The organism is Pseudomonas sp. P9_2 (assembly GCF_034008255.1).
Lineage (GTDB): Bacteria > Pseudomonadota > Gammaproteobacteria > Pseudomonadales > Pseudomonadaceae > Aquipseudomonas > Aquipseudomonas synxantha_A.
Window position 1 is genome coordinate 106,703 of record NZ_CP125376.1, and the last position, 24,913, is coordinate 131,615.

Sequence of the window (24,913 nt, forward strand, 5' to 3'; positions counted from 1 at the left end):
GTCGGAGGGGCGGTGCGACGATTCGACTTGCTCCCTCCCACATTTTGATTTGCGCCCGGTCAGATGTTGGCGCGCAGGATACTGGTCGGTAGAGACTCGCCCTGCTCTACGCTCGCAGCCACTGCCGCAACCAACCCATCCAGCTCATACCCCTGCCCCGCCAACCACGCCTGATCGTAATAGGTGGTGGCATAACGCTCGCCGCCATCACACAAGATCGCTACGATCGAGCCTGACTCTCCCGCCGCTTTCATCTGGTGCGCAGCCACCAACGCGCCGATCAGGTTGGTCCCGCTGGAACCGCCGACCCGTCGTCCCAAACGCCCAGCCAGGTAATGCATGGCCGCCAATGACAAGGCGTCTGGCACCTTGACCATCGCATCAATCACCGCCGGCAGAAACGACGCCTCGACACGCGGGCGACCAATCCCTTCGATTCGCGAACCACACTCCAGGCGCAGGCTGGCGTCGCCGCTCTGGTAGAAGTCGAAAAACACCGAGCGCTCGGCATCGGCACACAGCACGCGGGTGCAATGCTGGCGATAACGTACGTAGCGGCCCAGTGTCGCGGTGGTGCCGCCAGTGCCGGGGCTGGAAATCAACCAACTGGGCTCCGGGTGCTCCTCAAAGCGCATCTGCTGGAAGATCGATTCGGCAATGTTGTTGTTTGCGCGCCAGTCGGTAGCACGCTCGGCGTAGGTGAACTGGTCCATGAAGTGACCACCACTTTCCTGGGCCAGGCGTTCGGATTCGGCGTAGATCTGCGTCGGATCCTGAACCAGATGGCTCTTGCCACCGTAGAAGGCGATCTGGGCGATCTTTTCCTGGGAGGTGGTGGCCGGCATGACGGCAATGAACGGCAACCCCAACAGGCGAGCGAAGTAGGCTTCAGAGATGGCTGTGGAACCGCTGGACGCTTCGATCACCGGGGCGCCCGGCTTGAGCCAGCCATTGCACAGCGCGTACAAAAACAGCGAGCGGGCCAGCCGGTGTTTCAGGCTGCCTGTGGGGTGGCTGGACTCGTCCTTGAAGTACAACTCGATGCCGGGCAACCCCGGTAACGGCAACGGGATCAGGTGGGTGTCGGCGCTCCGCTGGAAGTCCGCTTCAATGATGCGAATGGCTTCGCGGGCCCAGGTACAGTGGTCGCTCATGGTAGGTTCTCTAAGGTTTTCAGCCTTGATCTTAAGATGTTTCCTACACTTGACACAGATACAGTGCCGACTCAATTGGACACACAATTGCTAGTCTTTGACGCATTGGTAACCCGGCTCATCTCTTATAACAAATAAGAATATAACTTTTGTTTTAACAACTAACTGTACGGGTTAGGGTACCCACCTATTGAACCTCAAATGGAGAGCATCCCTTGCCTCTGCGTAGCACTTTTACTCGTTTCTTCCAGCTGGAAGCCGCCAGTGGTCTGTTGTTGATCGCCGCTGCCGCGTTGGCGCTGATCATCAACAACTCACCGTTGTCGCACCTGTACAACGCGTTTCTCGATACACCGGTGGTTGCCCAGGTCGGCGCGTTGAAAATCGCCAAGCCGGCACTGCTGTGGATAAACGACGGCCTGATGGCTCTGTTTTTCCTGCTGATCGGCCTGGAGGTCAAACGCGAACTGCTCGATGGTCACCTCTCCAAGCCTTCCCAGGTTGTGCTGCCCGGCGCAGCGGCCATCGGCGGCATGGTGGTGCCGGCGCTGATCTACTGGGCGCTGAACAAGGACAACCCGGCCGCCCTCGCCGGCTGGGCGATCCCGATGGCCACGGATATCGCGTTCGCTCTGGGCGTGCTGGCACTGCTGGGCAAGCGCGTACCGGTGTCGCTGAAGTTGTTCCTGATGACCCTCGCAATCATTGATGACCTCGGTGCCATCATCGTCATCGCACTGTTCTATTCCGCTGACTTGTCCGGCGCGTCCCTGGCGGGCGCGGGGGCTTGCTTGATTGCCTTGATTGCGATGAATCGCCTGGGCGTGATCAAGCTTGGGCCTTACCTGATCATCGGCCTGATCCTGTGGGTGTGCGTACTCAAGAGCGGTGTGCATGCCACACTGGCCGGTGTGACCCTGGCATTCTGCATTCCACTGCGCACCCGGAACGCCGAAACCTCACCGCTGCTGACCCTGGAGCACGCCCTGCACCCGTGGGTGGCCTACGCCATCCTGCCGTTGTTCGCGTTCGCCAATGCCGGGGTTTCCCTCACCGGCGTGAGCCTGGAGAGCTTCACCCATTCCGTGCCCATGGGCATCGCCGCCGGCCTGTTGATCGGCAAGACCATCGGTGTGTTCGGCCTCACTTGGCTGGCGATCAAGACTGGTATCGCGTCCCTGCCCAGCGGCGCCAACTGGGGCCAGGTGCTTGGCGTGGCTGTTCTGTGCGGTATCGGCTTCACCATGAGCCTGTTTGTAGGCTCCCTGGCATTTGTGCCGGGTGCCAGCGAGTTTGCCGGTGAAGACCGCATGGGGATTCTGACCGGGTCGATCCTGGCAGCCTTTATCGGGTATGCGGTGACGGCGATGGCGAGTCGCAAAAAAGCCTGAGCCCCTGGGAAAGCAGCATAAAAAAACCCCAACCGGTCACCCGGCTGGGGTTTTCTTTGCCCGATTACTTACCGCTTAGCGAGTAACGCGGCTGGTACCGTCAACAGTCATGATGCGTACGCGGTCGCCAATGCGGAAGATTTCATTTTCCTGCACGGCTTGTACGTAGGCGCGCATACTGCCGTCGTCTTCGCGCACGGTGATTTCCACGCCCTGGGTGCGGGTCAGGCCTTCTTCGGTGGCCGAGCCCAGCAGGCCGCCCGCGACCGCGCCGATTACAGCGGTGACGATGCTGCCACGGCCGCCACCGATGGCGCTGCCGCCAACACCGCCGATGACTGCGCCCGCAGCGCCGCCGATTGGGGTCTTGGTGCCTTCGATTTTCACCGGACGCAGGGATTCGATGGTACCCATGCGCACGGTCTGAACGCGACGCGCCTCATCACGGGAGTACGAGTCGCCGGTCAGACTCGAGGCGCAGCCACCCAACAGCAATGACAGGGTGGTAAAGCAGGCAACTAGTAAAACGGACTTACGCATAGCATCAACTCCAAAGGACAGGTATTCATTAAACGCTGTGGCTTGGCGCCTGTCACGGCAAGCCGGGCAGAAAATTGCTTTCATTCAGCCTGAGTACAGACTGCCAGCACCAGAAAACACGACCAACGGTAGCCTAACTGTGGTGCGCAACGGTGCCATCAGCTGCTTGATCATTGTAGCCGCACAATCAAAAGCGCCGAAGTCTCCTGAATAGAGACGTCGGCGCAATGGGCATGATTCAGGCGCAATGACGAAAGGTGACGCTCAGGGCGCCAGACGCTCGCGGATCCATTGAGCGTCTTGTACACGATAGTTGAGACGATCATGCAGGCGGCTGGCGCGGCCCTGCCAGAACTCGATGCGCTCGGGCAGCAAACGGTACCCACCCCAATGCTCGGGGCAATCGGGCTGGGTATCGCTGAAACGCTGTTCGGTGGCCTTGAGCAGATCGTGCAGCTCTTCACGGTCACGAATGACCCTGCTCTGCGGGGATGCCCAGGCGCCGAGGCGGCTGCCCAACGGGCGCACCTGGTAATAGGCATCCGACTCTTCAGGGGTGACCTTGACCACGCGCCCTTCAATACGCACCTGGCGTTCCAGGGTCGGCCAGAAGAACGTCATGGCCGCAAACGGCCGCGCCGCAAGTTGCTCACCCTTGGCGCTCTGGTAGTTGGTGAAGAAGGTAAAGCCCTGTGCATCCAGGCCCTTGAGCAGCAGGATGCGACAGTGCGGGCGACCGTCCTGGTCGACCGTCGCCAGGGTCATGGCATTGGCCTCCACCGGCGGCTGTTCGGTTTTCACCGCGTCGCCAAACCATTGGTGGAACAACGCAAACGGCTCGTCGGGGGCCTGGGCCTCGCTCAAACCGTCCCGTGTGTAGTCACGGCGCATATCAGCCAGTGCCTGGGTCATGCGGCTTTATCCTTGTGGTTCAACGGCTCAGTTTTTCGCCTGGTCGTTCGAAGCGGGTGCAGCAGCCTTGGCTTTGGTTGCAGCCGGCTTCTTCGCAGCAGGTTTGGCCGCGGCCTTTTTAGCCGCTGGCTTGGCGGCCGCTTTCTTGGCCGGAGCCTTCTTGGCTGGTGCTTTTGCCGCCGGTGCCGGGGCTGGAGCATTCTGCACGGCAACCATTTCAGCAACCGGTGGCGTCTTGCCCGAATTGTACTGGCTCAGCAGTGCAAGCATCGTTGTACGCTGAGTGAACATGATTTCCATGCGACGATTCAGCGCACGCCCCTGGTTGCTGTCGTTGGCGGCACGCGGCATAAGGTCGCCCATGCCACGCAGCATCAAGCGGTCCTGCTTCAAACCACTGAGGCTGAAGATCGAAGCAATGGACTGCGCACGCTCCTTGCTCAACGCCTGGCTCGCAGGAGCGCTGCCGGTGGCATCGACGTGGCCCAGAACCAGTACGGCGGTCTTGGGATCAGCCTCAACGGCCTTGGCCACACGAGTGAACGGGCCCAAAGTCACCGGCAGCAGCATCGCCGGACGCTTCGGGTTGTAGGAACCGTCTACCGGGGCAATCACGACCAGCACGTTGTCGCGACGCTCCAGTTGCAGCGAACTGCCCTTGATGGCCTCGCGCAGGCGTGGCTCGTAGTCGTCCAGCCAGGCTTGGGTGATTTTCGGGTCAGGCATTGGCACATTGGTCACGTCGACCTTGGCCAACGGCTTTGGCTTGCTTTCGAACGGCCACCACCAGCGGGGTTCGGCGTCGGTCTTGGCGACGACAGGTGCCGCGTCGGAAGTCGGGGTTGCGGCCTTCAGGTCGGCTTTCAGGTCGGCCTTGGCATCGGCGGCTTTTTCTTCGGCACTCTTGGTGGAGAACGGCCACCAGCTGTAGCCGGTATCAGCCTTGGCGGGCGAAGCAGGTGCAGCAGCAGCGGCGACAGGTTCAACAGGCTTGGCGCCGGCAGCTGGTTTGGCATCCGGCTTGGCGTCGGTTTGGGTCACTGCGTCCTTGGTCGCAGCCTTGTCCGATCCAAATGACCACCAATGCCCACCTTCGGCATCATTTTGTGGAGTTTGTGCGCAACCTGTAATAGTGAGGCACAGCGCCAGTGCCAAGGACTTGTTCGATAACATGAGATATCCACAAAATGAGAAAAAACCAGGGGGCCTGATGACCCGTTAAACAGACGCTTAAAGAACATTCAAGTTACAACATGTCGTTCAGCATCTTTTTATACTTGCCTTTGTAACAAAAAATTGTGAAACAGCAAGGGGTTTATAGACAACCGGCCAATATTCCGACCAACTTCTGCGCACGCGGGTCCATAAGTACGTAAGGGCCCAGGGTATTAGTCACAAAACCGAACGCTACATCATGTTCAGGGTCGGCAAACCCGACCGAGCCCCCTGCGCCGGGATGCCCGAAAGCGCGTGGCCCGAGGCCGAACGTGGCATTGGGCAGCTGCGGTTGATCCAACATGCAGCCCAGGCCGAAACGGGTTTGGGTCAATAAGGTTTTATCCGGCCCAATACTGTGTTCGCGGGTCAATTGTTCGAGCATGTCGCTTTCCAGCAAACTACCGTCCAACAAACCGCTATAAAACCCGGCCAGGCTGCGCGCATTACCGTGACCATTTGCCGCGGGTTGCTGCATGCGCCGCCATTCGGGCTTATTAGTGCTGGTCAGAATAGACGGTGGATTGGCAAATGCCCGTGTGGTCATCGCCGCCGGTTCGCGCATCATTACTTGAAGTAACCGTTGCGCGGCTTCATCCCCCATATTGCCCTTGCTGCGCGCTATATGGGCCACCCGATAAAACTCTGCATCCGCCAGGCCAACGTGGAAGTCCAGCCCCAGCGGCCGTGCGACCCGTGCCACGATCGACTCACCCGGCCCGCGCCCATCGGCGCGGCGCAACAGTTCGCCGACCAGCCAGCCGTAGGTAATCGCCTCGTAGCCATGACCCTCGCCCGGGGTCCACCACGGCGCCTCGGCCGCCAGGGTGTCAACCATCAGTTGCCAGTCATACAGGGCTTCGGTAGGCAGCATTTCGCGGATGGCCGGCAGCCCGGCCTGGTGGCAGAGCAACTGGCGCAATGTGATCGCCTCCTTGCCCGCCGCAGCGAATTCCGGCCAGTAGTCAGCCACCGGTGCATCAAGCTTGAGCTTGCCTTCGGCCACCAGTTGCAAGGCAGTGACAGCCGTGAAGGTCTTGGTGCAGGAGAACAGGTTGACGATGGTATCGCTGTGCCAGGCTTCGGCTCCGTCCTTGTCGGCAGTACCGGCCCATAGATCGACGACGGTTTGCCCGCCTACCTGGATGCACAGCCCGGCACCACGCTCCTGGGGATCATCGAACAATGCGGCAAAGGCTTCGCGTACCGCTTCGAACTGCAGCTCGTAATGACCCTGAATCTGCACCTGATTCCCCTCGCAAAGCACCATGAAAAGTGGCCGCCATTCTTTCAGCCATTGTGGGTTTTGTGAACCCGTCAACGACGAATCAATGACCGTTGCCGGAGTGCCCACCTGCATGTCCAGCGCCCTGCCCTGCGCCTTTGCCGCCCTGCCCCTGCTTGGCGCCTTCACTTTCACGCGCCGTGCGGGTCGCCTTGGCTTTTTGCGCCTCACGGCCCAACTGGTCGACCGCCGCCAGGTTGCTCTTGCGCACACTGTCAACGAAGCCCTGGAAAGGTACATCGGTGATGCCAACAAGGCCGAAATGGCCATTTTCGCCATCCAGAAGACGCCCGGTGACCGGCTGGTCCAGGTACTGGAACCAGTGCACGCCAACAATCGATGGCTCGGCCATGGCCTGCTTGAGGAACGTGGCGTACGCCGTACCGCGATCTTCTTCGCGGGCCAATTGCGTCACGCCGCCCCAGAACGGGCCACGGTCGGCCGAGCCGAAGTTGAATTCGGTGATCAACACCGGTTTGTCCAACTCACGCAGGGCGGCGAAGTCATAACCGTCCTGGGGTTTTAGGGTGTACATGTTGAAGCTCAACACATCGCAATACTGCGCGCACGACGCCACTGCTTCCGGGGTGCTCACGGCAAAACGGCCGCCCAGCAACAGTTGGTTCGGCGCGTGCCACTTCAGCGAGTCGGAAATGGTCTTGAAGTAAGCGTCGGCGAAGGTCTTCTGGAAGTACTTGAAGTCAGCTTCGATTTCCGGGTGTTCAGGGCTGGGCATCGGTGGCTCGAAGCCTGGGTCTTCCATCAGTTCCCAACCCGCCAGTTGAATACCCCAGGCTTTGGACAGACCTTCCTCGTTGCGATATTTGTCACGCAGCTGCTTGAGGAACGCGCGCTTGGCCGGGACATCGGTGGTCATGCGCAGGGTGCCGTAAGCCAAGGCGTAGCGGGATTTTGCATCGTCGCCAGGACCGGCCCAGGCCAGTTCGTTGTCGGCAAAAAAGCCGATCAACCACGGATCGTCGCGGTGATCACGAGCGGCGATGGCCACGGCGCGTTCGGTGGCCATCGCGAAACGTGGATCGAACGGATCGGGCATACCGCCCCACCAGTCGGTACCGGTGCTGATGCTCGCGTAGTCCCCCACAATCGACAGCGGCAGGGTATAAGGCACGCGGTCGGCAGTGGCCAGGTCCTCGTCGCTCCAGTTGCCCACGGTATTGAAACCCCAGGCTTGCAGACGGTCCAGGGTGTGCGTCACCCAGCGCTTCTGGTCCAAACTCTCGCCGCCGTAGGTGCGCTGCAGGTTGGCGCCATAAAAGTCATACCAACGCCCCGAACCAAAGCCGCGACCTTCGCCGGCACCGTTGCCGGTGCGGTTATCGCTGCTGCCGTAGTACTTGTCGAAGGATTCGCCGGCCTTGGGCAACGCCGCGAACATCCACTCACGCCCTGCCACGTAGGTCTGGCTGTTGTCCGCAGCCACGGTGTTGACCCCCAGTGAATAGAACGGATGACCTTCAGGCGTCACCAGATACCAGCGGCCGTCGCGCTTCTCTGTGCGGAAAAAGCCGCTGGAATCGAACGCCGGGCCTTTGTTCCAGCCGCCGTATTGGTCCAGGGAGGATTTGTCTCGCTCAGCCAACCAGGTTTTGAGCTGCTGCTGCTCTTTGGCAGCCGACGCCTTGAGCTGCTCGTCGCTGCTGACCTTTTCCGGCCAGCGCGCTCGGGTGGATTGGCCAAAAGCATCGACCAGTTCGCTGTAGGCGGCCGTCATTACCGGCTCGCTGTCCTGCACGCCAAAGCGCTCCAGCAGGATGCTTTGGGCGGCATTGGGCTTGATCATCGACAGGGTCACCGACACCACCTGGCTGCGGTCGATTTCGCCGGCACTGCCGGCCAGTAATACGCGCTGCCCATCCACGGTCATCGGCATCGGCGGGCCAGCCTTCATGCCCTGGCTCAGTGGCGAGTTGGCTTGCAATGGTACCAGCAGGGTCTGCGCAGGCCCGGCCGGCAAGTCGATGCGGCTGACCAGGGTCTTGCCGTCGGCGCTCTGCACCTTGACGTAGAGGGTCAGTGCCCAGTTCATCGCGCTCTGGATACGCAGGCTCATGGCGCTCGATTGCGACCAGTCCCACACACCGGATTGCGGGCTGAGCACCAGGCTTGGCTCGGCCGCCGGGTTGAAGGTGATACGGCGCAGCACCTCGCCTTCGGGAGTTTGTTCGGCGTTGTATTGGGGCAGGCTGGCGTCCTGAGTCGCCACCTTGACCACATCGGCAGGCCGGACGAAGTTGAACAGCGTTTGTTGCCCGGCAGGCGCGGCCATCAACGGCGCAGCGAACAGCAAGGCAAAAAGAGCGGGCAGCGTGCGAATCATACGAACAAGGTTCTCCCAAACGGCCGGTGAATGGCCTGGTGATAGTGATGAGATAGACCACAAAGTGGGCGAATTCGCCCACGGGGGTTTAAGAAATTTCGCGCCTGAACGGCGGCAACGCATTGAGGATAGCTTTGCCATAGCGTTGGGTGACCAGGCGGCGGTCAAGCAAGGTGATGGTGCCGCGGTCTTGCTCGGTGCGCAGCAAGCGCCCGCAGGCCTGCACCAGCTTCAATGAGGCATCCGGCACCGAGATTTCCATGAACGGGTTGCCGCCACGGGCTTCGATCCATTCGGCCAGTGCGGCCTCGACCGGATCATCGGGCACCGAGAACGGGATCTTGGCGATCACCACGTGTTCGCAATAAGCGCCAGGCAAGTCCACGCCCTCGGCAAAACTTGCCAGGCCGAACAATACGCTGGAATCACCGCCGTCGACCCGCGCCTTGTGCTTGTTCAGGGTTTCCTGCTTGGACAGGTTGCCCTGGATAAACACCTGTTTGCGCCAGTCGCGGTCGAGGCCATCGAACACGTCCTGCATCTGTTTGCGCGACGAGAACAGCACCAGGGTGCCGCGCGAACCTTCCACCAGTGACGGCAGATCGCGAATGATCGCCGCCGTGTGGGCAGCCGCATCCCGAGGGTCAGCCTTGAGGTCCGGTACGCGCAGCACACCGGCATCGGCATGATGAAACGGGCTCGGTACCACAGCGGTAACGGCCTTTTTCGGCAGGCCGGCGCGCATACGGAAGCGATCAAAGGTGCCCAGGGCGGTCAGCGTGGCCGACGTTACCAGGCAGCCGTAGGCCACGTTCCAGAGGTTGCGGCGCAGCATTTCAGCGGCGAGGATCGGGCTGGCGTTGACCTCGATATCAAACAGCGCACCGCTTTCCGACAGGGTAAGCCAACGGGCCATGGGCGGGTTGTCTTCCGGATCTTCCACGGTGAACGCGGTCCACAGCTCCCAGTTACCCTGTGAGCGGGACAACAGGCTGCCGAACAGCGGATACCACTCCTCGGCCTGGTTGCTGGCAATGCCGATATTGACCTCGCCGTCCATGCCTTCCTTGAGCAAATCCGTAAGGCGGGTGAACAAGTCGGTCAGGCGTGAAAAGCCTTTCTTCAGCTCGATGCCCATTTCGCGCATGTGCTCGGGGATCATGCCGCCGACAAAACGGTGGCGCGGGCGCTCACGGCCCTCGACGTCTTCGCCGGGCTTGAAGTCGGCCACCTGTTCGCAGGCGCTGAACATGAATTGCTGTTGGGTCTTGATCTCCCGCGCCAGCTCCGGCACCTGCTCGATCAGCTTTCCCAGGTCGCCGGGCAGCGGATGCTGGGCCAGCAACTTGGTGAGGTTCTTGGCAGTGGTTTCCAGCCAGTCGGCAGTGGAACGCAGGCGCGTGTAATGGGCGAAGTGGCCGATGGCTTTGTCCGGCAGGTGGTGACCTTCGTCGAACACATAAAGCGTGTCGCGTGGGTCGGGCAGCACCGCGCCGCCGCCCAGTGCCAGGTCGGCCAGCACCATGTCGTGGTTGGTGACGATGACATCCACCTTGCCCATGCCTTCGCGGGCCTTGTAGAAGGCGCACTGGCCGAAATTGGGGCAATGGCGATTGGTGCACTGGCTGTGGTCGGTGGTCAGGCGCGCCCAGTCGGAATCCTCCAGGGCGGTGGGCCAGCTGTCGCGGTCGCCGTCCCATTTGTTGCCGGCCAGTTTCTCGATCATGCTGGTAAACAGCTTCTGGCTGGCCTCGTCGACCTCGATCTTGAAGCCTTCTTCTTCGAACAGCGATGCGGTGGCGGTTTGCGCATGGCCTTCCTGCAGCAACACGTCGAGCTTGGACAGACACATGTAGCGGCCACGGCCCTTGGCCAGGGCGAAGGTAAAGCTCAGGCCGCTGTTGCGCATCAGGTCGGGCAAGTCTTTGTAGACAATCTGCTCTTGCAGGGCGACGGTGGCGGTGGCGATCACCAGGCGCTTGCCGGCGGCCTTGGCGGTGGGGATCGCGGCCAGGCTGTAGGCCACAGTCTTGCCAGTACCGGTGCCGGCCTCGACGGCCACAACCGCGGGTTCGCCCTCGCGGCGACCTTCGTCATCGGTGTCGATATCCCCGAGGACTTTCGCCACTTCGGCGATCATCAGGCGTTGGCCGTAGCGCGGTTTCAAGCTCTTGGCTTCGAGAAAACGCGAATAGGCGCCCTGGATCGTGGTTTTGAGTTCAGTGCTGATCATGGATAGTCGGGCGCAAAAAACGCTGGATAAATTTTCAGTGGTTCGGATCGGCCGCTATCATACCCCGCTAATTAATCCCGCGCAGAACGGAGTACCACAATGACCGCGTTTAGCCTCGCTTACACCCTGCATGTACTGGCCGCCCTGATTTGGGTCGGCGGTATGTTTTTCGCCTGGATGATCCTGCGACCCGCCGCCATGGCGGCCCTTGAGGGCCCTGCCCGGCTCAAGTTGTGGGCAAATGTGCTTCAACGTTTTTTTGTGTGGGTGTGGGTCGCGGTCGTGATTTTGCCGATCAGCGGCGTTGGTTTGCTGCAACTGCGCTTCAACGGTTTTGAAACCGCGCCGCGCTATGTGCAGGTGATGATGGGGTTGTATCTGGTGATGACTGCGCTGTTTATCCGCATCCAGGCGTTGAAGTTCCCGGAACTGCGCAAGGCGGTGGCGGCTGAGGACTGGCCGGCGGGCGCGGCTGCGCTGGGGCAGATTCGCAAATTGGTGGGGATTAATCTGATCGTAGGGTTGGTGGTGGTGGCGATTGCTTCGGCTCGACCGATGTTCTGAGGCGAGGCTTGCATCGCCATCGGGGTGTGGATATCTACACAACTACAGTTCGCCGTACCCAACGGTAACCACGATGCGAAGCGAGCCGCTCTTGATCTTGATCTGCTTTTGATCTTAAGCGCCCCGTCAAACCACGCTGGCCGGAATTCGACAGGGATTTGGGGGGTAAACCGGCAGGGATGCCGGTTTAGCCGCCCCGCGCCATGGATGGCGCGTGGCGGCGGCCCCCCAAATCACTGGCGGATTACGGGCACACCGAGCCTAGGCGAGGTGCCAAGTGGTGGGGCAAGAGCGTTTTGCTTACTTTTGTCTGGGCCGGCATTCCGGCTTTTCAAAAGTGAGCCGCTGTAAGAGCGGAGCCAATAGCAGCCGTTACCCAAATAACGGATATGTACTCGGTCTGATCCAGCATCCTGGTCGGCCCTGAGGCCGCCATCGGGGGCAAGCCCCCTCCCACCTGAAATGCATTCCAACATGTGGAAGGGGCGATGCGACGACTCGCCTTGCCCCGGTAGCATCGGAACAGTCGACTCAAAGCCGCTGAATGGTCACCGCCCCCGCAGGCCCGGCCGGCCCCGGCTGCCCTTCAAGCCCCGGCCGACCCTTGTCGCCACCATCGGCGCGGTACACCAGGCAGCCCTTGGACTGCCCACCCTTGCCAGGTTTACCCGCCACGCCAGGCAACCCACCGGCACCGCCGTCCACCCAGACCTTGATTTGCTCAATCGGGAAGTCCTGCGGCAACTCCAGACGTACCTGCGCACCCGCCGCACCCGGCAGGCCGTCACCGCCGTTGTCACCGTTAAACCCGCGCCCGGCCGAACCCCAGGTGCAGCCTGGGTCCACACCGTTGGCGCCATCCAGGCCCGCGTACCCTTGGGCACCGGCACCGCCGCGGGCGTCTACCGACAACGCTTCAGCAGTGAGGGAATTGATCCGCAAGGTCAGGTCACGCCCAGCCTTGGCAGGTTTTTCATGGGTGCCGGGGGCGCCGCGCGACGTGATCTGGCTACCCTGCTCCAGTTGCGCCTGGCGCACTTGCATTTGCAGCGCGCTAGCGCCGGGAACAATGGTGATGCGTGCGTCACGCCCCAGGTGCAACTCATCCACAGTGACCTGACTGATAGTGGCCGGAATCAGCAAAGTGCCATAGTCCGCCACGTCCAGGCGCTCAAGCTGCAACACGCTGGTGCTGCTGGGCAGGCGCATCAACGAGTTGGTTTCGACACTGACGCTCTGGGCCAGGGCAATGGGGCTGACCAGCAGGGCCAACAGAAAAACCTTACGCATCATGGGGCTCCTGAGTGTTTTCAAATTTTTCTTTGAGCGCACAGTAACGACTTCTACCGGCGATTTGCCAGTGAAGGATCAAAAAACTTCCGCTGGTACGGTACAAGCCGCCGTGGCCCTGACCGCAATGTCCTAGGCTGGCACGCCCAGCCGCGCTAGTCTCTACCGTCCTGATGTGAGGATCTGCAATGACCGCTGGAATTTCTTCCCGTACACCCCAGCAAGCCCTGGCTGCCCTGCTTGAGTTGCACCAGCCCAAACGCCTGCTGTTATTGGGCGCCAGCCAGTTTCCGGCGCTGGAGGCGTTTAAAACAGCGCACCCGGATGTGAACGTCTGTGTCGCCGCACCTGGGCCACTGCCTGCCGAACTGGCAGCGCAGCGTTTTGATTTGGCGCTGGTAGTCGATTGCCTTGAACACTTGCCCAAGCCTCAAGGTCTGACGCTTCTGGGCGGCATTCGAAACCTCAATGCCAGCCGGATCGCGGTGCTGGTCGACCTGCGTGCCTGCGACTGGAAGGACACCGACTTCTTTTCCCTGGCCTTGCAAGCCGGCGAGCGCTTCCAGCGCGATGAGCAAGTTCTGACGCTGTTTACCTATGATCTGCTTGACTATAAACAAGTGCCCGACTGGCTCAACGCACGCTTCTGGGCCAACCCGGAGAATTTTGGAAAGTATTGGTGGTAACCCGATGAGTACATCCATTTGCCCGTGCGGCAGCGGCAATCTGCTGGATGCCTGCTGCGGCCATTATCACGCCGGCCACCCGGCGCCCTGTGCCAGTGCGTTGATGCGCTCGCGCTACAGCGCCTATGTGCTGGGCCTGGTCGATTACCTGGTGGCCACCACCCTGCCCGCGCAACAGGCCGGTCTGGACCGCGACGCCATCGCCGCCTGGAGTGCGCAGAGCACCTGGCTGGGCCTTGAGGTGGAAAGCTCCGAGGTCTTCGGCGGCCAGCCGGAACACGCGTTCGTCACCTTTACTGCGCGCTGGCATGACAGCACCGGCGAACATAGCCACCGCGAGCAGTCTTCTTTCGTACAGAATGAGGGGTGCTGGTACTTCATCGACCCTACGGTGGAACTGAAGGCCGGGCGTAATGACGCGTGCCTGTGCGGCAGTGGGCAGAAGTTCAAGAAGTGCTGTTCCAGCTACCTTTAATTCACTCACAGGGATAACGCCATGCTTCGGATTTATAGCTTGATGCTGGCGTTAACCCTGGGCCTGACCGGCTGCGCCTCGTGGTTCGAAGATGACTCGCCGCCGCCTCACGTATCGCTGGTGAAGGTCGAAGTCGTGCGCGCCAAGCTGCTGGAGCAGAAATTCAAACTCTACTTTCGCGTGGACAACCGCGACGATGCCGACCTGACCGTGCGCGGCCTGATCTACAAGGTCACCCTTGGCGATCTGGTGTTGACCGAAGGCGAATCCAATGAATGGCTGACCGTGCCGCCGCGCGGTCATAAAGTCTTCCGGGTCTCGGTACGCACCAACCTCTGGCCACGCGTACGCGATGTGGTGCAGATGCTGAAAAATCCCGAGCGCCCCGTGCCCTATCGCCTGGAGGGCGAGCTGAAAACCGGATTATTCATCGGTAATGACGTGCAGGTGGCTCACAATGGCGAGATAATCCCCGGCGATTTTATTCCGGAGCAACATCGATGACTCAGCAACCCCATGTCCATGGTCCTGACTGCAACCACGATCACGATCACCATGATCACGACCACGGCCATGTCCACGGGCCGAACTGCGGCCACGCTCACCAGGAACCGGTGCGCAACGCCTTGAAGGATGTTGGCCGCAACGATCCTTGCCCGTGCGGCAGCGAGAAGAAATTCAAGAAGTGCCATGGCGCATAAGCCGCACTGATGATCAAAATGTGGGAGGGGGCTTTCTCCCTCCTACATTGATTTGCACATAGCTTGAGCACTCACGCAATTACACAACTCCCGCTTGCGTCGTTTCGCCGCGCTCACTAACGTAGCGCCTTTACTGACGCTACCCCCCGCAGGAGCTTTGCCATGGCCTCGCCAGCCCTCTTACACTTTCTTCCCCGGTTCGGCGTTGCCGCGGCAGTGGCCAGTGCCTTGGGCCTGGCGGGTTGCCAGCTCCAGAACACCCAGGACACCCTGCCACCTGTGGCTGGCGTACAGCCAATCAAGGGCCTGGCACAGAATGTATCGATACGCCGCAATGCCCAAGGCATGCCGCTGATCGAAAGCAACACCTTCCACGACGCGCTGTTCAGCCTTGGTTATGTGCACGCCAGCGACCGCATTGCCCAGATGGTCACCTTGCGCCTGCTGGCACAGGGCCGCCTGGCGGAAATGTCCGGGCCTCAAGTGCTGGATGTCGACCGTTTCATGCGTGCGGTCAACCTCAAGAAAAGCGCGGGCGAGCTGTACAACGCCTCGTCGCCGCGCCTCAAGCGCTTCTTTGAAGTGTATGCCCGGGGCGTCAATGCCTACCTGTTCCGCTATCGCGACAAGCTGCCGGCGGACCTGGCACAAAGCGGTTACACACCCGAATACTGGAAGCCGGAAGACTCGGCGCTACTGTTCTGCCTGCTCAATTTCAGTGAGTCGAGCAACCTGCAGGAAGAGATTTCGTCCTTGGTGCTGGCGCAAAAGGTCGGCGTCGACAAACTCGCCTGGCTCATCCCAAGCGCGCCGGACGAAGCCGTGCCGCTGGCCGAGGCCGACAAGCTCAAGGGCGTGAACCTGGGGCAGATCAGCGGCCTCGCCGCCCTGGACACCGTAAGCCAGCAGTTGAGCGGCCTCAACACGCTCGGGGTCACCACCTCAAGCAACTGGGCCATCGCCCCGCAACGCAGCCGCAGCGGCAAAAGCCTGCTCGCCAACGATATCGCCGCCACGCCACAAGCCCCGTCGCCATGGAGCTACGTGCAGATTCGCGCGCCTAAATATCAGGCCGTGGGTACTTCGATCGCTGGCCTGCCGACCCTGCTGTCCGGTTTCAACGGCAAGGTGGCGTGGAGCATGAGCGCGGTCAAGGGCGACACCCAGGACCTGTTCCTGGAGAAGGTCAAGCGCCAGGGCAACGCGTTGTACTACGAGAACAACGGCAAATGGCTGCCGGCTGGCGTGCGCAACGAAACCTTCTTTATCAAGGGCCAGCGCTCGATTCGCGAAACGGTGTACGAAACCCGTCACGGTGCGTTGCTCAATAGCAGCCAGGCCCTCACCAGCGGTCTCGGCCTGGCCCTGCAGACTGCTGCTTTCAAGGACGACAAGAGCCTGGACGCGTTCTTCGACCTGTCCCGTGCGCAAAACGCCGGCAAGGCCTCGGACGCCACTCGCGAGATTCGCGCCATCGCGTTGAACATGATCTTTGCCGACGCCAGCAATATCGGCTGGCAAGTCACCGGCCGCTTCCCCAACCGCCGCGAGGGCGAGGGCCTGTTGCCATCGCCGGGTTGGGACACGCGCTTTGACTGGGACGGTTATGCCGATGCGATGCTGCACCCCTACGACCAGGACCCGGCCCAGGGCTGGATCGGCACGGCCAACCAGCGCACCGCACCGCGTGGCTACGGGATGCAACTGTCCAACTCCTGGGATGCACCGGAGCGCAGCGAACGCCTCGCGCAACTGGCCGGTGCCGGCAAGCATGACAGCCGCAGCCTGATCGCCATGCAATACGACCAGACCACGACCTTCGCCGCCAAGCTCAAGAGCATGTTCCAGGCCCCGGGCATGGCCCAGCCGCTCAAGCAGGCAATCGACGCCCTGCCGCCAGCGGAGCGCGTCAAGGCTCGCGAAGCACTGGAGCGCCTGATGGCATTCGATGGTCGCCTTGCGCCAACCTCGGCTGACGCGGCGATCTACGAGCTGTTCCTGCAGGAAAGCGCCAGGCAGATTTTCCTCGACAAACTCGGCCCGCAAGACAGCGCCAGCTGGAAAGCCTTTGTCAGCAACGCCAGCCTGTCCTACTCAGCCATCGCCGACCACCTGCTGGGCCGCGAAGACAGTCCGTTCTGGGATGACACGCGTACACCGCAAAAAGAAGACAAACCGGCGATCCTGGCCCGCACGCTTGCCGCCGCTATCACTGCCGGTGACAGCCAACTGGGTGCCGATCACAAAGCCTGGCAGTGGGGCAAGCTGCACAGCACCACCTGGAAAAACGCCAGTGGCCAGGTGATTCGCGGCCCCTTCGCCAGCGGTGGCGACCACAACACCTTGAACCCGGCGCCGTATAACTGGGGTGAGGATTTCACCACCACCCAGGTGTCGGCGCTGCGCATGATCATCGACTTCGGCCTGGCCGAACCCATGCTGGGCCAGGGCGGTATCGGCCAGTCCGGCAACCCGGCCAGCCCGAACTATGCCAACGGCATCGACCCGGCGCTCAAGGCGCAATACCTGAGCTTCCCGATGCAGCCGCAGAACTTTGAAAAGGTGTATGGCAAGACCAGATTGACCCTGACGCCCGGTAAGTAACCGGGCTTCCCTGACAAAACCGGATAACGCTGTGGGAGCCGGCTTGCCTGCGATAGCAGCCGAGTAACCACGATGCGAAGCGGCCGCTCTTGATCTTGCTCTTGCTCTTGCTCTTGATCTGAAGCGCCCCGTCAAACCACGCTGGCCGGAATTCGACAGGGATTTGGGGGGTAAACCGGCAGGGATGCCGGTTTAGCCGCCGTCAGGGCGGAACCCTAAGTGGCCGTTACCGCAGAAATGGATATGTACTCGTTATAACAGCGTCGACTGTCAGGCCGCCATCGCAGGCAAGCCAGCTCCCACATTTAGATCGTGGGGTGTCAGGTAGATAGGCGTCGGCTGTCAGGCCGTCATCGCAGGTAAGCCAACTCCCACCTTTGCATTACGTGCATTCAGATAGAACTTCTGCAACCAGCCCCGCCTCATAAGTAACAAGCCCCCAGCCCCGGTCACCCCATGGACCTCGTCATCGCCCGCCCCGAAGGCCTCTACTGCCCTGCCGGTGATTTTTATATCGACCCCTGGCGCCCAGTGGAACGTGCGGTCATCACCCACGCCCACGGCGATCATGCGCGCACCGGCAACCAACATTACCTGGCCGCCGCCCCCGGCGAAGGTATCCTGCGCTGGCGCCTGGGCCAGGACATCAACCTGCAAACCCTGGCCTACGGTGAGCAGTTGCTGCATCACGGCGTGACCTTGAGTTTTCATCCGGCCGGGCACGTGCTCGGTTCGGCTCAGGTGCGCCTGGAATATCAGGGTGAAGTCTGGGTCGCGTCCGGCGACTATAAGGTCGAACCCGATGGCACCTGTGCGCCTTTCGAGCCGGTGCGTTGCCACACCTTTATCACCGAATCCACTTTTGGCCTGCCGATCTACCGATGGCAGCCCCAAGCGCAGATCTTTGCCGGGATCAATGACTGGTGGCAGGCCAATATCGCCACGGGCAAGGCCAGCGTGCTGTTCTGCTATTCCTTCGGCAAGGCCCAGCGCATTCTGCATGGCCTCGACGCCAGCATCGGTCCGATCCTCAGCCATGGCGCCGTCGAGCCGTTGAACCGGGTCTACCGCGAGGCCGGCATCTACATTCCCGAAACCCTGTATGCCGCGGATTTCAAGAAGACCGACCCGTTACTGCGCCAAGCCTTGATCATCGCCCCGCCCTCCGCCGGCGGCAGCACCTGGATGCGCCGTTTTGGCGACTACAGCGACGCCTTCGCCAGCGGCTGGATGCGCCTGCGCGGTACACGACGCCGGCGCGGGGTGGATCGCGGCTTTGTGCTGTCGGACCACGCCGATTGGCCCGGGCTGTTGTGGGCCATCGAACAAACCGGCGCCGAACGGGTGATGGTTACCCACGGTTCGGTCGGCGTGCTGGTACGCCACCTGCGAGAAAAGGGCCTGGACGCCCAGGGCTTCAGCACCGAATACGGTGATGACGAAGAAGAGGCCACGGCATGAAAGCCTTCGCCGAGCTGTACGCCAACCTCGACGCCACCACCTCCAGCAATGCCAAGCTCGCAGCCCTGCAAGCCTACTTCCTGCAAGCGCCGCCGGAAGATGCGGCATGGGCGGTGTACTTCCTCTCCGGGGGGCGACCACGACAACTGGTGCCCACACGCTTGCTCAGGGATATGGCGACTGAGGCGGCGAGCATCGAGCCGTGGCTGTTTGAAGAGAGCTACCAGTCCGTAGGCGACCTGGCCGAAACCATCTCCCTGCTGCTCCCCGAATCGACCTACAGCTCTGAAGACGGGCTTGCCGTGTGGCTGGAAGAAAAACTGCTGCCTCTGCGCGGCCTCTCACCCATGGACCTTGCCGAGCGCCTGCCTGCGTTATGGGCGCAACTGGATCAACCGAGCCTGATGGTGTGCATCAAGTTGATCACCGGCAGCTTTCGCGTAGGCGTCTCCAAACTCCTGGTTACCCGTGCCCTTGCCGCCATGGCCAATCTGGATAGCAAGCGCGTGGCGCAGCGGTTGGTGGGCTATACCGACCTGTCCAACCGTCCTACAGCCGAGGGTTATCTCAAGCTGATCGCTGCCGAATCATCCGACGAACATGCACAACGTGGCGGGCAGCCATATCCGTTTTTTCTCGCCCACGGGCTGGCGCAACCCGTCGAGCAATTCGACACCCTGCTCGGCTCCCCCGCCGACTGGCAGGTGGAATGGAAGTTCGATGGCATCCGTGCGCAGTTGGTCAAGCGCGAGGGGCGCCTGTGGATCTGGTCACGAGGTGAAGAGTTGGTGACCGAGCGTTTCCCCGAGCTTCACAGCCTGGTCAGTGGCCTGCCCGACGGCACGGTGATCGATGGCGAAATCGTGGTGTGGAAAGACGCGGTGCAACCCTTCGCGCTGCTGCAACAGCGGATCGGTCGCAAAACCCTGAGTAAAAAGGTACTTGAGGATGCGCCCGTCGCCGTGCTCGCTTACGACCTGCTGGAGTATCAGGGCGACGACTGGCGCAACCACATCCAGGCCGAGCGCCGCACGCAATTGGAACAGGTGATTGCCGCGTGCAACCAACCGGTGCTGTTGCCTTCGCCGCTGATCGAGGGGCCAACCTGGGCAGCGCTGGCGACCCAGCGCGAAGCCTCTCGCAGCCTTGGTGTTGAAGGCATGATGCTCAAGGATCGCAAGGGCCTGTACGGTGTGGGCCGCACCAAGGACATGGGCCTGTGGTTCAAATGGAAGGTCGACCCCTTCAGCGTCGACGCCGTGTTGATCTACGCCCAGCGCGGCCATGGCCGGCGCGCCAGCCTGTACAGCGACTACACCTTTGCGGTATGGGACGGCCCGCCGGGCAGCGAGCGCACGCTGGTGCCGTTCGCCAAGGCCTATTCCGGGCTGACCGACGAGGAAATGCGCAAGGTCGATGCGATTGTGCGCAAAACTACCGTGGAGAAGTTCGGCCCGGTCAGCAGCGTGACGCCAAGCATGGTGTTTGAGTTGGGGTTTGAGGGTATCGCCCTGTCCAAGCGGCACAAGAGCGGGATTGCGGTGCGGTTTCCGCGCATGTTGCGCTGGCGTCAGGACAAGACGGTGGAAGAGGCTGACAACCTCGCAACACTGCAGGACCTACTGACTTGACCTAAATTCCTGTGGGATCTCCACAGACCTGCAATGGTGCGCTCATTTTCAGATGCCCATTTTCGGGCATCTCCTACACTCAGCCTTGCCTTATCCCGCCTTTTAAAAAGCCCGTCCGGAACTATGGTGCAGAAATTGCTACTTGTGCTGCGTCTGACACCGTTCAGTAACAGTCCTAAACGCGCCACAAGCGCATATCTTGGTTTCCAGGGAATACATAATGAAAAAAGCATTGCTGACCCTTTCTGCACTGGCTCTGTGCATGGCCGCTGGTGTCGCCACCGCCAAGGAATACAAGGAATTGCGTTTTGGTGTCGACCCGTCCTACGCACCGTTCGAATCCAAAGCCGCCGACGGCAGCCTGGTAGGCTTCGATATCGACCTGGGCAATGCGATCTGCGCGGAGCTGAAGGTCAAGTGCAAGTGGGTTGAAAGTGACTTCGACGGCATGATCCCGGGCCTCAAAGCCAACAAGTTCGATGGCGTGATTTCATCCATGACCGTAACGCCGGTGCGCGAAAAGGCAATCGACTTCTCCACCGAGCTGTTCTCCGGCCCCACGTCGCTGGTGTTCAAGAAAGGGGCTGGCTACTCGACACCTGAGTCCCTCAAGGGCAAGTCCGTGGGCTACGAGCAAGGCACCATCCAGGAAGCCTACGCCAAGGCCGTGCTGGACAAAGCCGGGGTAACCACCAAGGCCTACGCCAACCAGGATCAGGTGTATGCCGACCTGACCTCCGGCCGCCTCGACGCGTCGGTGCAGGACATGCTGCAAGCCGAACTGGGCTTTCTCAAGTCGCCGGCCGGTGCCGGTTATGAAGTCAGCGCCGCCATTGACGACCCGCTGCTGCCGTCGAAAACCGCGGTCGGTATCAAAAAAGGTAACACTGAACTGAAGGCGCTTTTGGATAAAGGTATCAAAGCGTTACACGATGATGGCACCTACGCCACCATCCAGAAGAAACACTTTGGCGATTTGAACCTGTACAGCGGCAAATAATGCCTGGAGCGCCCCTCCCTGCAGGGGCGCTTTTCCATCGCCATAGGTCCTGATTTATGTTCGAAGAACTGTTGCAAACCCTCGGGTTGAGCGCGCTCAGCTTGAAGGGTTTCGGCCCGCTGTTGCTGCAAGGCACCTGGATGACCATCAAGTTGTCGGTGCTGTCCCTGGCCGTCAGCGTAGTGCTGGGCCTGCTCGGCGCCAGCGCCAAACTGTCCAGCCTGCCGTTCCTGCGCATTCCCGCCCAGCTCTACACCACGCTGATTCGCGGGGTGCCCGACCTGGTGCTGATGCTGCTGATTTTCTACAGCCTGCAAACCTGGCTCAGCAGCTTTACCGACTTCATGGAATGGGAATACATCGAGATCGACCCGTTCAGCGCCGGGGTGATCACCCTGGGCTTTATCTACGGTGCCTATTTCACCGAAACGTTTCGCGGCGCTATCCTCGCCGTGCCCCGCGGCCAACTGGAAGCCGCCACTGCTTACGGGCTCAAGCGCGGGCAGCGGTTTCGCTACGTGACCTTCCCGCAGATGATGCGCTTCGCCCTGCCGGGCATAGGCAATAACTGGATGGTGATGCTCAAGGCCACCGCGCTGGTATCGATCATCGGCCTGGCAGACCTGGTGAAAGCCGCCCAGGATGCGGGCAAAAGTACCTATCAACTGTTCTACTTCCTGGTACTCGCCGCGCTGATCTACCTGTTGATCACCAGCGCCTCCAACTTTGTCTTGCGCCGTCTGGAACGTCGCTACTCCGCCGGCGCCCGGGAGGCAGTGCGATGATCGAGCTATTGCAGGAATACTGGCGCCCCTTCCTTTATAGCGACGGCCAGCACATCACCGGCCTTGCCATGACGATGTGGTTGCTGACGGCAGCACTGGTCATCGGCTTTCTGGTGTCGATCCCGCTGTCCATCGCCCGCGTCTCGCGCAAACGCCTGGTACGTTGGCCGGTGCAGTTCTACACCTACCTGTTTCGCGGTACGCCGCTCTATATCCAGTTGCTGATCTGCTACACCGGTATCTACAGCATTGCCGCCGTACGCGAACAACCGCTGCTGGATGCGTTTTTTCGCGACGCGATGAACTGCACCATCCTGGCCTTTGCGCTCAACACTTGCGCCTACACCACGGAGATTTTCGCCGGGGCGATCCGCAGCATGGCCCATGGCGAAGTCGAGGCGGCCAGGGCATACGGCCTCAGCGGCTGGAAGTTGTACGCCTACGTGATCATGCCGTCAGCGCTGCGCCGTGCGTTGCCCTACTACAGCAACGAAGTGATCCTGATGCTGCACTCGACCACGGTGGCGTTTACCGCAACGATCCCGGACATCCTCAAAGTGGCACGGGACGCCAACTCCGCCACCTTCATGACCTTTCAATCATTTGGCATCGCCGCGTTGATCTACCTGGCGGTGACCTTTGCCCTGGTCGGCCTGTTCCGCCTGGCGGAGCGCCGCTGGCTGGCCTTCCTCGGGCCGAGCCATTAAGGAGCCTTCATGCGCCATCAGCGACATGACCTGATCGCGCCGGTGCCCGGCACAGCGCGGCAGATACACAGTTTTCACTTCGGCCCGCAGCAGGCCGCAGGCAAGGTCTATATCCAGTCGTCGCTGCACGCCGATGAATTGCCGGGCATGTTGGTGGCCTGGCATTTGAAAGTACGCCTGGCCGAGCTGGCTGCGGCCGGGCGCTTGCGCAGCGAAATCGTGCTGGTGCCGGTCGCCAACCCGGTGGGCCTCGAACAAGTGTTGATGGATATCCCCTTGGGCCGCTATGAACTGGAAAGCGGGCAGAACTTCAATCGCCTGTTCGTCGACCTTGGCGAAGAGGTCGGCAACCAGGTCGAAGAGCTGCTAGGCGATGATCCCCAGCACAATGCCCGCTTGATCCGCAGCGCATTGTCCAGCGCCCTGGCCGCACACACCGCCCAGACCCAACTGCAATCCCAACGTCTGGTACTGCAACGCCTGGCCTGTGATGCCGACATGGTGCTCGACCTGCATTGCGACTTCGAAGCCGTGGCGCACCTGTACACCACACCTGAAGCCTGGCCACAGGTAGAGCCATTGGCGCGGTACCTCGGCTCCGAGGCCAACCTGCTGGCCACCGACTCCGACGGGCAGTCCTTTGATGAGTGTTTCACCCTGGTGTGGTGGCAGTTGCAGCAACGTTTCGGCGAGCGCTTCCCGATTCCCATGGGCAGTTTTTCGGTGACCGTCGAACTGCGCGGCCAGGGCGATGTAAACCATGGTCTTGCCGCGCTGGACTGCCAGGCCATCATCGATTACCTGATCCACTTCGGCGCCATTACCGGCGATGTGACGCCCCTGCCCGCCCTGGCTTACCCGGCCACGCCATTGGCGGGTGTGGAGCCCGTCACCAGCCCGGTCGGCGGCTTGCTGGTGTTCAGTACCTTGCCGGGTCAATACCTGGAGGCCGGGCAACTGGTCGCCGAAATCATCGATCCCATTACCGACCGCGTAACGCCGGTGCGCTGCGAGCACGCCGGCCTGCTGTACGCCCGTTCGCTACGCCGCATGGCCACTGCCGGGATGGTCATCGGCCATATCGCCGGCACGCAGGCCTACCGCAGCGGCTATCTACTTTCGCCTTGAGGATGCACGCCCCATGTACAAACTGACCGTTGAAGGCCTGCATAAAAGCTATGGTGACAATGAAGTGCTCAAAGGTGTTTCGCTCAAGGCCAGGACCGGTGACGTGATCAGCCTGATCGGCGCCAGCGGCTCCGGCAAGAGCACGTTCCTGCGCTGTATCAACTTCCTGGAAACCCCCAACGATGGCGCCATGACCCTGGACGGCCAGACGATCCGCATGGTCAGCGACCGCCACGGTATGCGTGTGGCCGACGACGCCGAACTGCAACGCTTGCGCACACGGTTGGCGATGGTGTTCCAACACTTCAACCTGTGGAGCCACATGAGCGTGCTGGAAAACATCACCATGGCCCCGCGCCGCGTGTTGGGTTGCAGCAAGAAAGACGCCGAAGACCGTGCCCGCCGTTACCTGGACAAGGTCGGGCTGCCGGCACGCGTGGCGGACCAATACCCGGCGTTCCTGTCCGGCGGTCAGCAGCAACGGGTGGCCATTGCCCGCGCCCTGGCCATGGAGCCGGAGGTGATGCTGTTCGATGAACCCACATCGGCTCTGGACCCGGAGCTGGTCGGTGAAGTGTTGAAGGTCATCCAGGGCCTGGCCGAGGAAGGCCGCACCATGATCATGGTGACCCACGAAATGAGCTTCGCGCGCAAGGTTTCAAGCCAGGTGCTGTTCCTGCACAAGGGCCTGGTGGAAGAGCAAGGCACACCAGAGGATGTGCTAGGCAATCCGAAAAGCGAACGCCTGCAGCAGTTTCTGAGTGGCAATTTGAAATAAACCTTTGCGACGTCTGGAGGGTCTCTGCAATA

Annotated in this window: 22 protein-coding genes; 14 read left to right on the forward strand and 8 right to left on the reverse strand. The window is 61.2% G+C overall.

Going from position 1 to position 24,913, the window contains the following annotated elements; all coding sequences use genetic code 11:
- Positions 1-59: 59 nt before the first annotated feature.
- Complete coding sequence (locus QMK52_RS00500) at positions 60-1,154, reverse strand: PLP-dependent cysteine synthase family protein (protein ID WP_005785814.1); 1,095 nt, start codon at positions 1,152-1,154, stop codon at positions 60-62.
- Between the two features lie 215 nt (positions 1,155-1,369).
- Here QMK52_RS00500 and nhaA point away from each other — a divergent pair, with 215 nt between their 5' ends.
- Positions 1,370-2,545 (forward strand): Na+/H+ antiporter NhaA, encoded by a 1,176-nt coding sequence (gene nhaA / locus QMK52_RS00505; RefSeq protein ID WP_005785813.1) that lies wholly within the window; start codon positions 1,370-1,372, stop codon positions 2,543-2,545.
- A gap of 75 nt (positions 2,546-2,620) precedes the next feature.
- Here the strand turns inward: nhaA and QMK52_RS00510 are convergent, their stop codons facing one another.
- From QMK52_RS00510 to dinG, 6 genes are all read right to left on the reverse strand, one after another.
- Positions 2,621-3,085: a glycine zipper 2TM domain-containing protein gene (locus QMK52_RS00510; protein ID WP_003189251.1), complete on the reverse strand. Its 465-nt coding sequence runs from the start codon at positions 3,083-3,085 to the stop codon at positions 2,621-2,623.
- A 264-nt stretch (positions 3,086-3,349) separates the two neighbouring features.
- On the reverse strand, positions 3,350-3,997 hold the full coding sequence (gene pdxH / locus QMK52_RS00515) for a pyridoxamine 5'-phosphate oxidase (RefSeq protein ID WP_005785810.1): 648 nt from the start codon (positions 3,995-3,997) through the stop codon (positions 3,350-3,352).
- Positions 3,998-4,024: 27 nt separating this feature from the next.
- The gene (locus QMK52_RS00520) at positions 4,025-5,170 is read right to left on the reverse strand and encodes an OmpA family protein (RefSeq protein ID WP_005785808.1); all 1,146 of its coding nucleotides are present in this window, start codon (positions 5,168-5,170) and stop codon (positions 4,025-4,027) included.
- A gap of 142 nt (positions 5,171-5,312) precedes the next feature.
- A complete protein-coding gene (locus QMK52_RS00525; protein WP_032881067.1) occupies positions 5,313-6,458 on the reverse strand; it encodes an EstA family serine hydrolase in 1,146 nt (381 codons plus the stop codon).
- An 82-nt stretch (positions 6,459-6,540) separates the two neighbouring features.
- A complete protein-coding gene (locus QMK52_RS00530; RefSeq protein WP_194440258.1) occupies positions 6,541-8,838 on the reverse strand; it encodes a beta-galactosidase in 2,298 nt (765 codons plus the stop codon).
- 88 nt (positions 8,839-8,926) lie between these two features.
- Positions 8,927-11,071, reverse strand: a complete 2,145-nt coding sequence (gene dinG / locus QMK52_RS00535) for an ATP-dependent DNA helicase DinG (protein ID WP_005785803.1) — start codon at positions 11,069-11,071, stop codon at positions 8,927-8,929.
- A 99-nt stretch (positions 11,072-11,170) separates the two neighbouring features.
- On the opposite strand from dinG, the gene QMK52_RS00540 reads away from it, so the two are divergent.
- Complete coding sequence (locus QMK52_RS00540) at positions 11,171-11,635, forward strand: CopD family protein (RefSeq protein ID WP_005785801.1); 465 nt, start codon at positions 11,171-11,173, stop codon at positions 11,633-11,635.
- A 531-nt stretch (positions 11,636-12,166) separates the two neighbouring features.
- Here QMK52_RS00540 and QMK52_RS00545 read toward each other — a convergent pair.
- Complete coding sequence (locus QMK52_RS00545) at positions 12,167-12,925, reverse strand: collagen-like protein (RefSeq protein ID WP_078820485.1); 759 nt, start codon at positions 12,923-12,925, stop codon at positions 12,167-12,169.
- 188 nt (positions 12,926-13,113) lie between these two features.
- Here QMK52_RS00545 and QMK52_RS00550 point away from each other — a divergent pair, with 188 nt between their 5' ends.
- From QMK52_RS00550 to QMK52_RS00605, 12 genes are all read left to right on the forward strand, one after another.
- Entirely contained in the window at positions 13,114-13,611 is a 498-nt protein-coding gene (locus QMK52_RS00550) for a DUF6231 family protein (RefSeq protein ID WP_005785798.1), read from the forward strand.
- A gap of 4 nt (positions 13,612-13,615) precedes the next feature.
- Positions 13,616-14,086, forward strand: a complete 471-nt coding sequence (locus tag QMK52_RS00555; protein WP_320403717.1) for a YchJ family protein — start codon at positions 13,616-13,618, stop codon at positions 14,084-14,086.
- A 21-nt stretch (positions 14,087-14,107) separates the two neighbouring features.
- On the forward strand, positions 14,108-14,590 hold the full coding sequence (locus tag QMK52_RS00560; RefSeq protein ID WP_005785795.1) for an LEA type 2 family protein: 483 nt from the start codon (positions 14,108-14,110) through the stop codon (positions 14,588-14,590).
- The gene (locus QMK52_RS00565) at positions 14,587-14,787 is read left to right on the forward strand and encodes an SEC-C metal-binding domain-containing protein (RefSeq protein WP_003189235.1); all 201 of its coding nucleotides are present in this window, start codon (positions 14,587-14,589) and stop codon (positions 14,785-14,787) included. Before QMK52_RS00560 ends, QMK52_RS00565 begins: the two co-directional genes overlap by 4 nt.
- A gap of 162 nt (positions 14,788-14,949) precedes the next feature.
- Positions 14,950-17,391: a penicillin acylase family protein gene (locus QMK52_RS00570; RefSeq protein WP_320403718.1), complete on the forward strand. Its 2,442-nt coding sequence runs from the start codon at positions 14,950-14,952 to the stop codon at positions 17,389-17,391.
- Positions 17,392-17,847: 456 nt separating this feature from the next.
- The gene (locus QMK52_RS00575) at positions 17,848-18,852 is read left to right on the forward strand and encodes a ligase-associated DNA damage response exonuclease (protein ID WP_320403719.1); all 1,005 of its coding nucleotides are present in this window, start codon (positions 17,848-17,850) and stop codon (positions 18,850-18,852) included.
- The gene (locus QMK52_RS00580) at positions 18,849-20,483 is read left to right on the forward strand and encodes an ATP-dependent DNA ligase (protein ID WP_320403720.1); all 1,635 of its coding nucleotides are present in this window, start codon (positions 18,849-18,851) and stop codon (positions 20,481-20,483) included. The genes QMK52_RS00575 and QMK52_RS00580 overlap by 4 nt, the downstream gene beginning before the upstream one ends.
- Positions 20,484-20,703: 220 nt before the next feature.
- Positions 20,704-21,483 carry a transporter substrate-binding domain-containing protein gene (locus QMK52_RS00585; RefSeq protein WP_005785784.1) on the forward strand — a complete coding sequence of 260 codons (780 nt, stop codon included), beginning with the start codon at positions 20,704-20,706 and terminating at the stop codon, positions 21,481-21,483.
- A 56-nt stretch (positions 21,484-21,539) separates the two neighbouring features.
- A complete protein-coding gene (locus tag QMK52_RS00590) occupies positions 21,540-22,268 on the forward strand; it encodes an ABC transporter permease (protein WP_122735350.1) in 729 nt (242 codons plus the stop codon).
- Positions 22,265-22,975, forward strand: a complete 711-nt coding sequence (locus tag QMK52_RS00595; RefSeq protein ID WP_122735349.1) for an ABC transporter permease — start codon at positions 22,265-22,267, stop codon at positions 22,973-22,975. The genes QMK52_RS00590 and QMK52_RS00595 overlap by 4 nt, the downstream gene beginning before the upstream one ends.
- Before the next feature lie 9 nt (positions 22,976-22,984).
- Positions 22,985-24,103: a M14 family metallopeptidase gene (locus tag QMK52_RS00600; RefSeq protein WP_320403721.1), complete on the forward strand. Its 1,119-nt coding sequence runs from the start codon at positions 22,985-22,987 to the stop codon at positions 24,101-24,103.
- 13 nt (positions 24,104-24,116) lie between these two features.
- The gene (locus QMK52_RS00605; RefSeq protein ID WP_046071308.1) at positions 24,117-24,881 is read left to right on the forward strand and encodes an ABC transporter ATP-binding protein; all 765 of its coding nucleotides are present in this window, start codon (positions 24,117-24,119) and stop codon (positions 24,879-24,881) included.
- Positions 24,882-24,913: the final 32 nt, after the last annotated feature.

Excerpts from the sequence above, each read along its gene's own strand:
- QMK52_RS00595 (WP_122735349.1), top strand. The coding sequence starts at position 22,265 with ATGATCGAGCTATTGCAGGAATACTGGCGCCCCTTCCTTTATAGCGAC.
- QMK52_RS00575 (WP_320403719.1), top strand. The coding sequence starts at position 17,848 with ATGGACCTCGTCATCGCCCGCCCCGAAGGCCTCTACTGCCCTGCCGGT.
- QMK52_RS00605 (WP_046071308.1), top strand. The coding sequence starts at position 24,117 with ATGTACAAACTGACCGTTGAAGGCCTGCATAAAAGCTATGGTGACAAT.
- QMK52_RS00585 (WP_005785784.1), top strand. The coding sequence starts at position 20,704 with ATGAAAAAAGCATTGCTGACCCTTTCTGCACTGGCTCTGTGCATGGCC.
- QMK52_RS00580 (WP_320403720.1), top strand. The coding sequence starts at position 18,849 with ATGAAAGCCTTCGCCGAGCTGTACGCCAACCTCGACGCCACCACCTCC.
- QMK52_RS00570 (WP_320403718.1), top strand. The coding sequence starts at position 14,950 with ATGGCCTCGCCAGCCCTCTTACACTTTCTTCCCCGGTTCGGCGTTGCC.
- QMK52_RS00565 (WP_003189235.1), top strand. The coding sequence starts at position 14,587 with ATGACTCAGCAACCCCATGTCCATGGTCCTGACTGCAACCACGATCAC.
- pdxH (WP_005785810.1), bottom strand. The coding sequence starts at position 3,997 with ATGACCCAGGCACTGGCTGATATGCGCCGTGACTACACACGGGACGGT.
- QMK52_RS00590 (WP_122735350.1), top strand. The coding sequence starts at position 21,540 with ATGTTCGAAGAACTGTTGCAAACCCTCGGGTTGAGCGCGCTCAGCTTG.
- QMK52_RS00520 (WP_005785808.1), bottom strand. The coding sequence starts at position 5,170 with ATGTTATCGAACAAGTCCTTGGCACTGGCGCTGTGCCTCACTATTACA.
- QMK52_RS00545 (WP_078820485.1), bottom strand. The coding sequence starts at position 12,925 with ATGCGTAAGGTTTTTCTGTTGGCCCTGCTGGTCAGCCCCATTGCCCTG.
- QMK52_RS00530 (WP_194440258.1), bottom strand. The coding sequence starts at position 8,838 with ATGATTCGCACGCTGCCCGCTCTTTTTGCCTTGCTGTTCGCTGCGCCG.
- QMK52_RS00540 (WP_005785801.1), top strand. The coding sequence starts at position 11,171 with ATGACCGCGTTTAGCCTCGCTTACACCCTGCATGTACTGGCCGCCCTG.
- QMK52_RS00550 (WP_005785798.1), top strand. The coding sequence starts at position 13,114 with ATGACCGCTGGAATTTCTTCCCGTACACCCCAGCAAGCCCTGGCTGCC.
- QMK52_RS00560 (WP_005785795.1), top strand. The coding sequence starts at position 14,108 with ATGCTTCGGATTTATAGCTTGATGCTGGCGTTAACCCTGGGCCTGACC.
- QMK52_RS00600 (WP_320403721.1), top strand. The coding sequence starts at position 22,985 with ATGCGCCATCAGCGACATGACCTGATCGCGCCGGTGCCCGGCACAGCG.
- QMK52_RS00555 (WP_320403717.1), top strand. The coding sequence starts at position 13,616 with ATGAGTACATCCATTTGCCCGTGCGGCAGCGGCAATCTGCTGGATGCC.
- dinG (WP_005785803.1), bottom strand. The coding sequence starts at position 11,071 with ATGATCAGCACTGAACTCAAAACCACGATCCAGGGCGCCTATTCGCGT.
- QMK52_RS00510 (WP_003189251.1), bottom strand. The coding sequence starts at position 3,085 with ATGCGTAAGTCCGTTTTACTAGTTGCCTGCTTTACCACCCTGTCATTG.
- QMK52_RS00500 (WP_005785814.1), bottom strand. The coding sequence starts at position 1,154 with ATGAGCGACCACTGTACCTGGGCCCGCGAAGCCATTCGCATCATTGAA.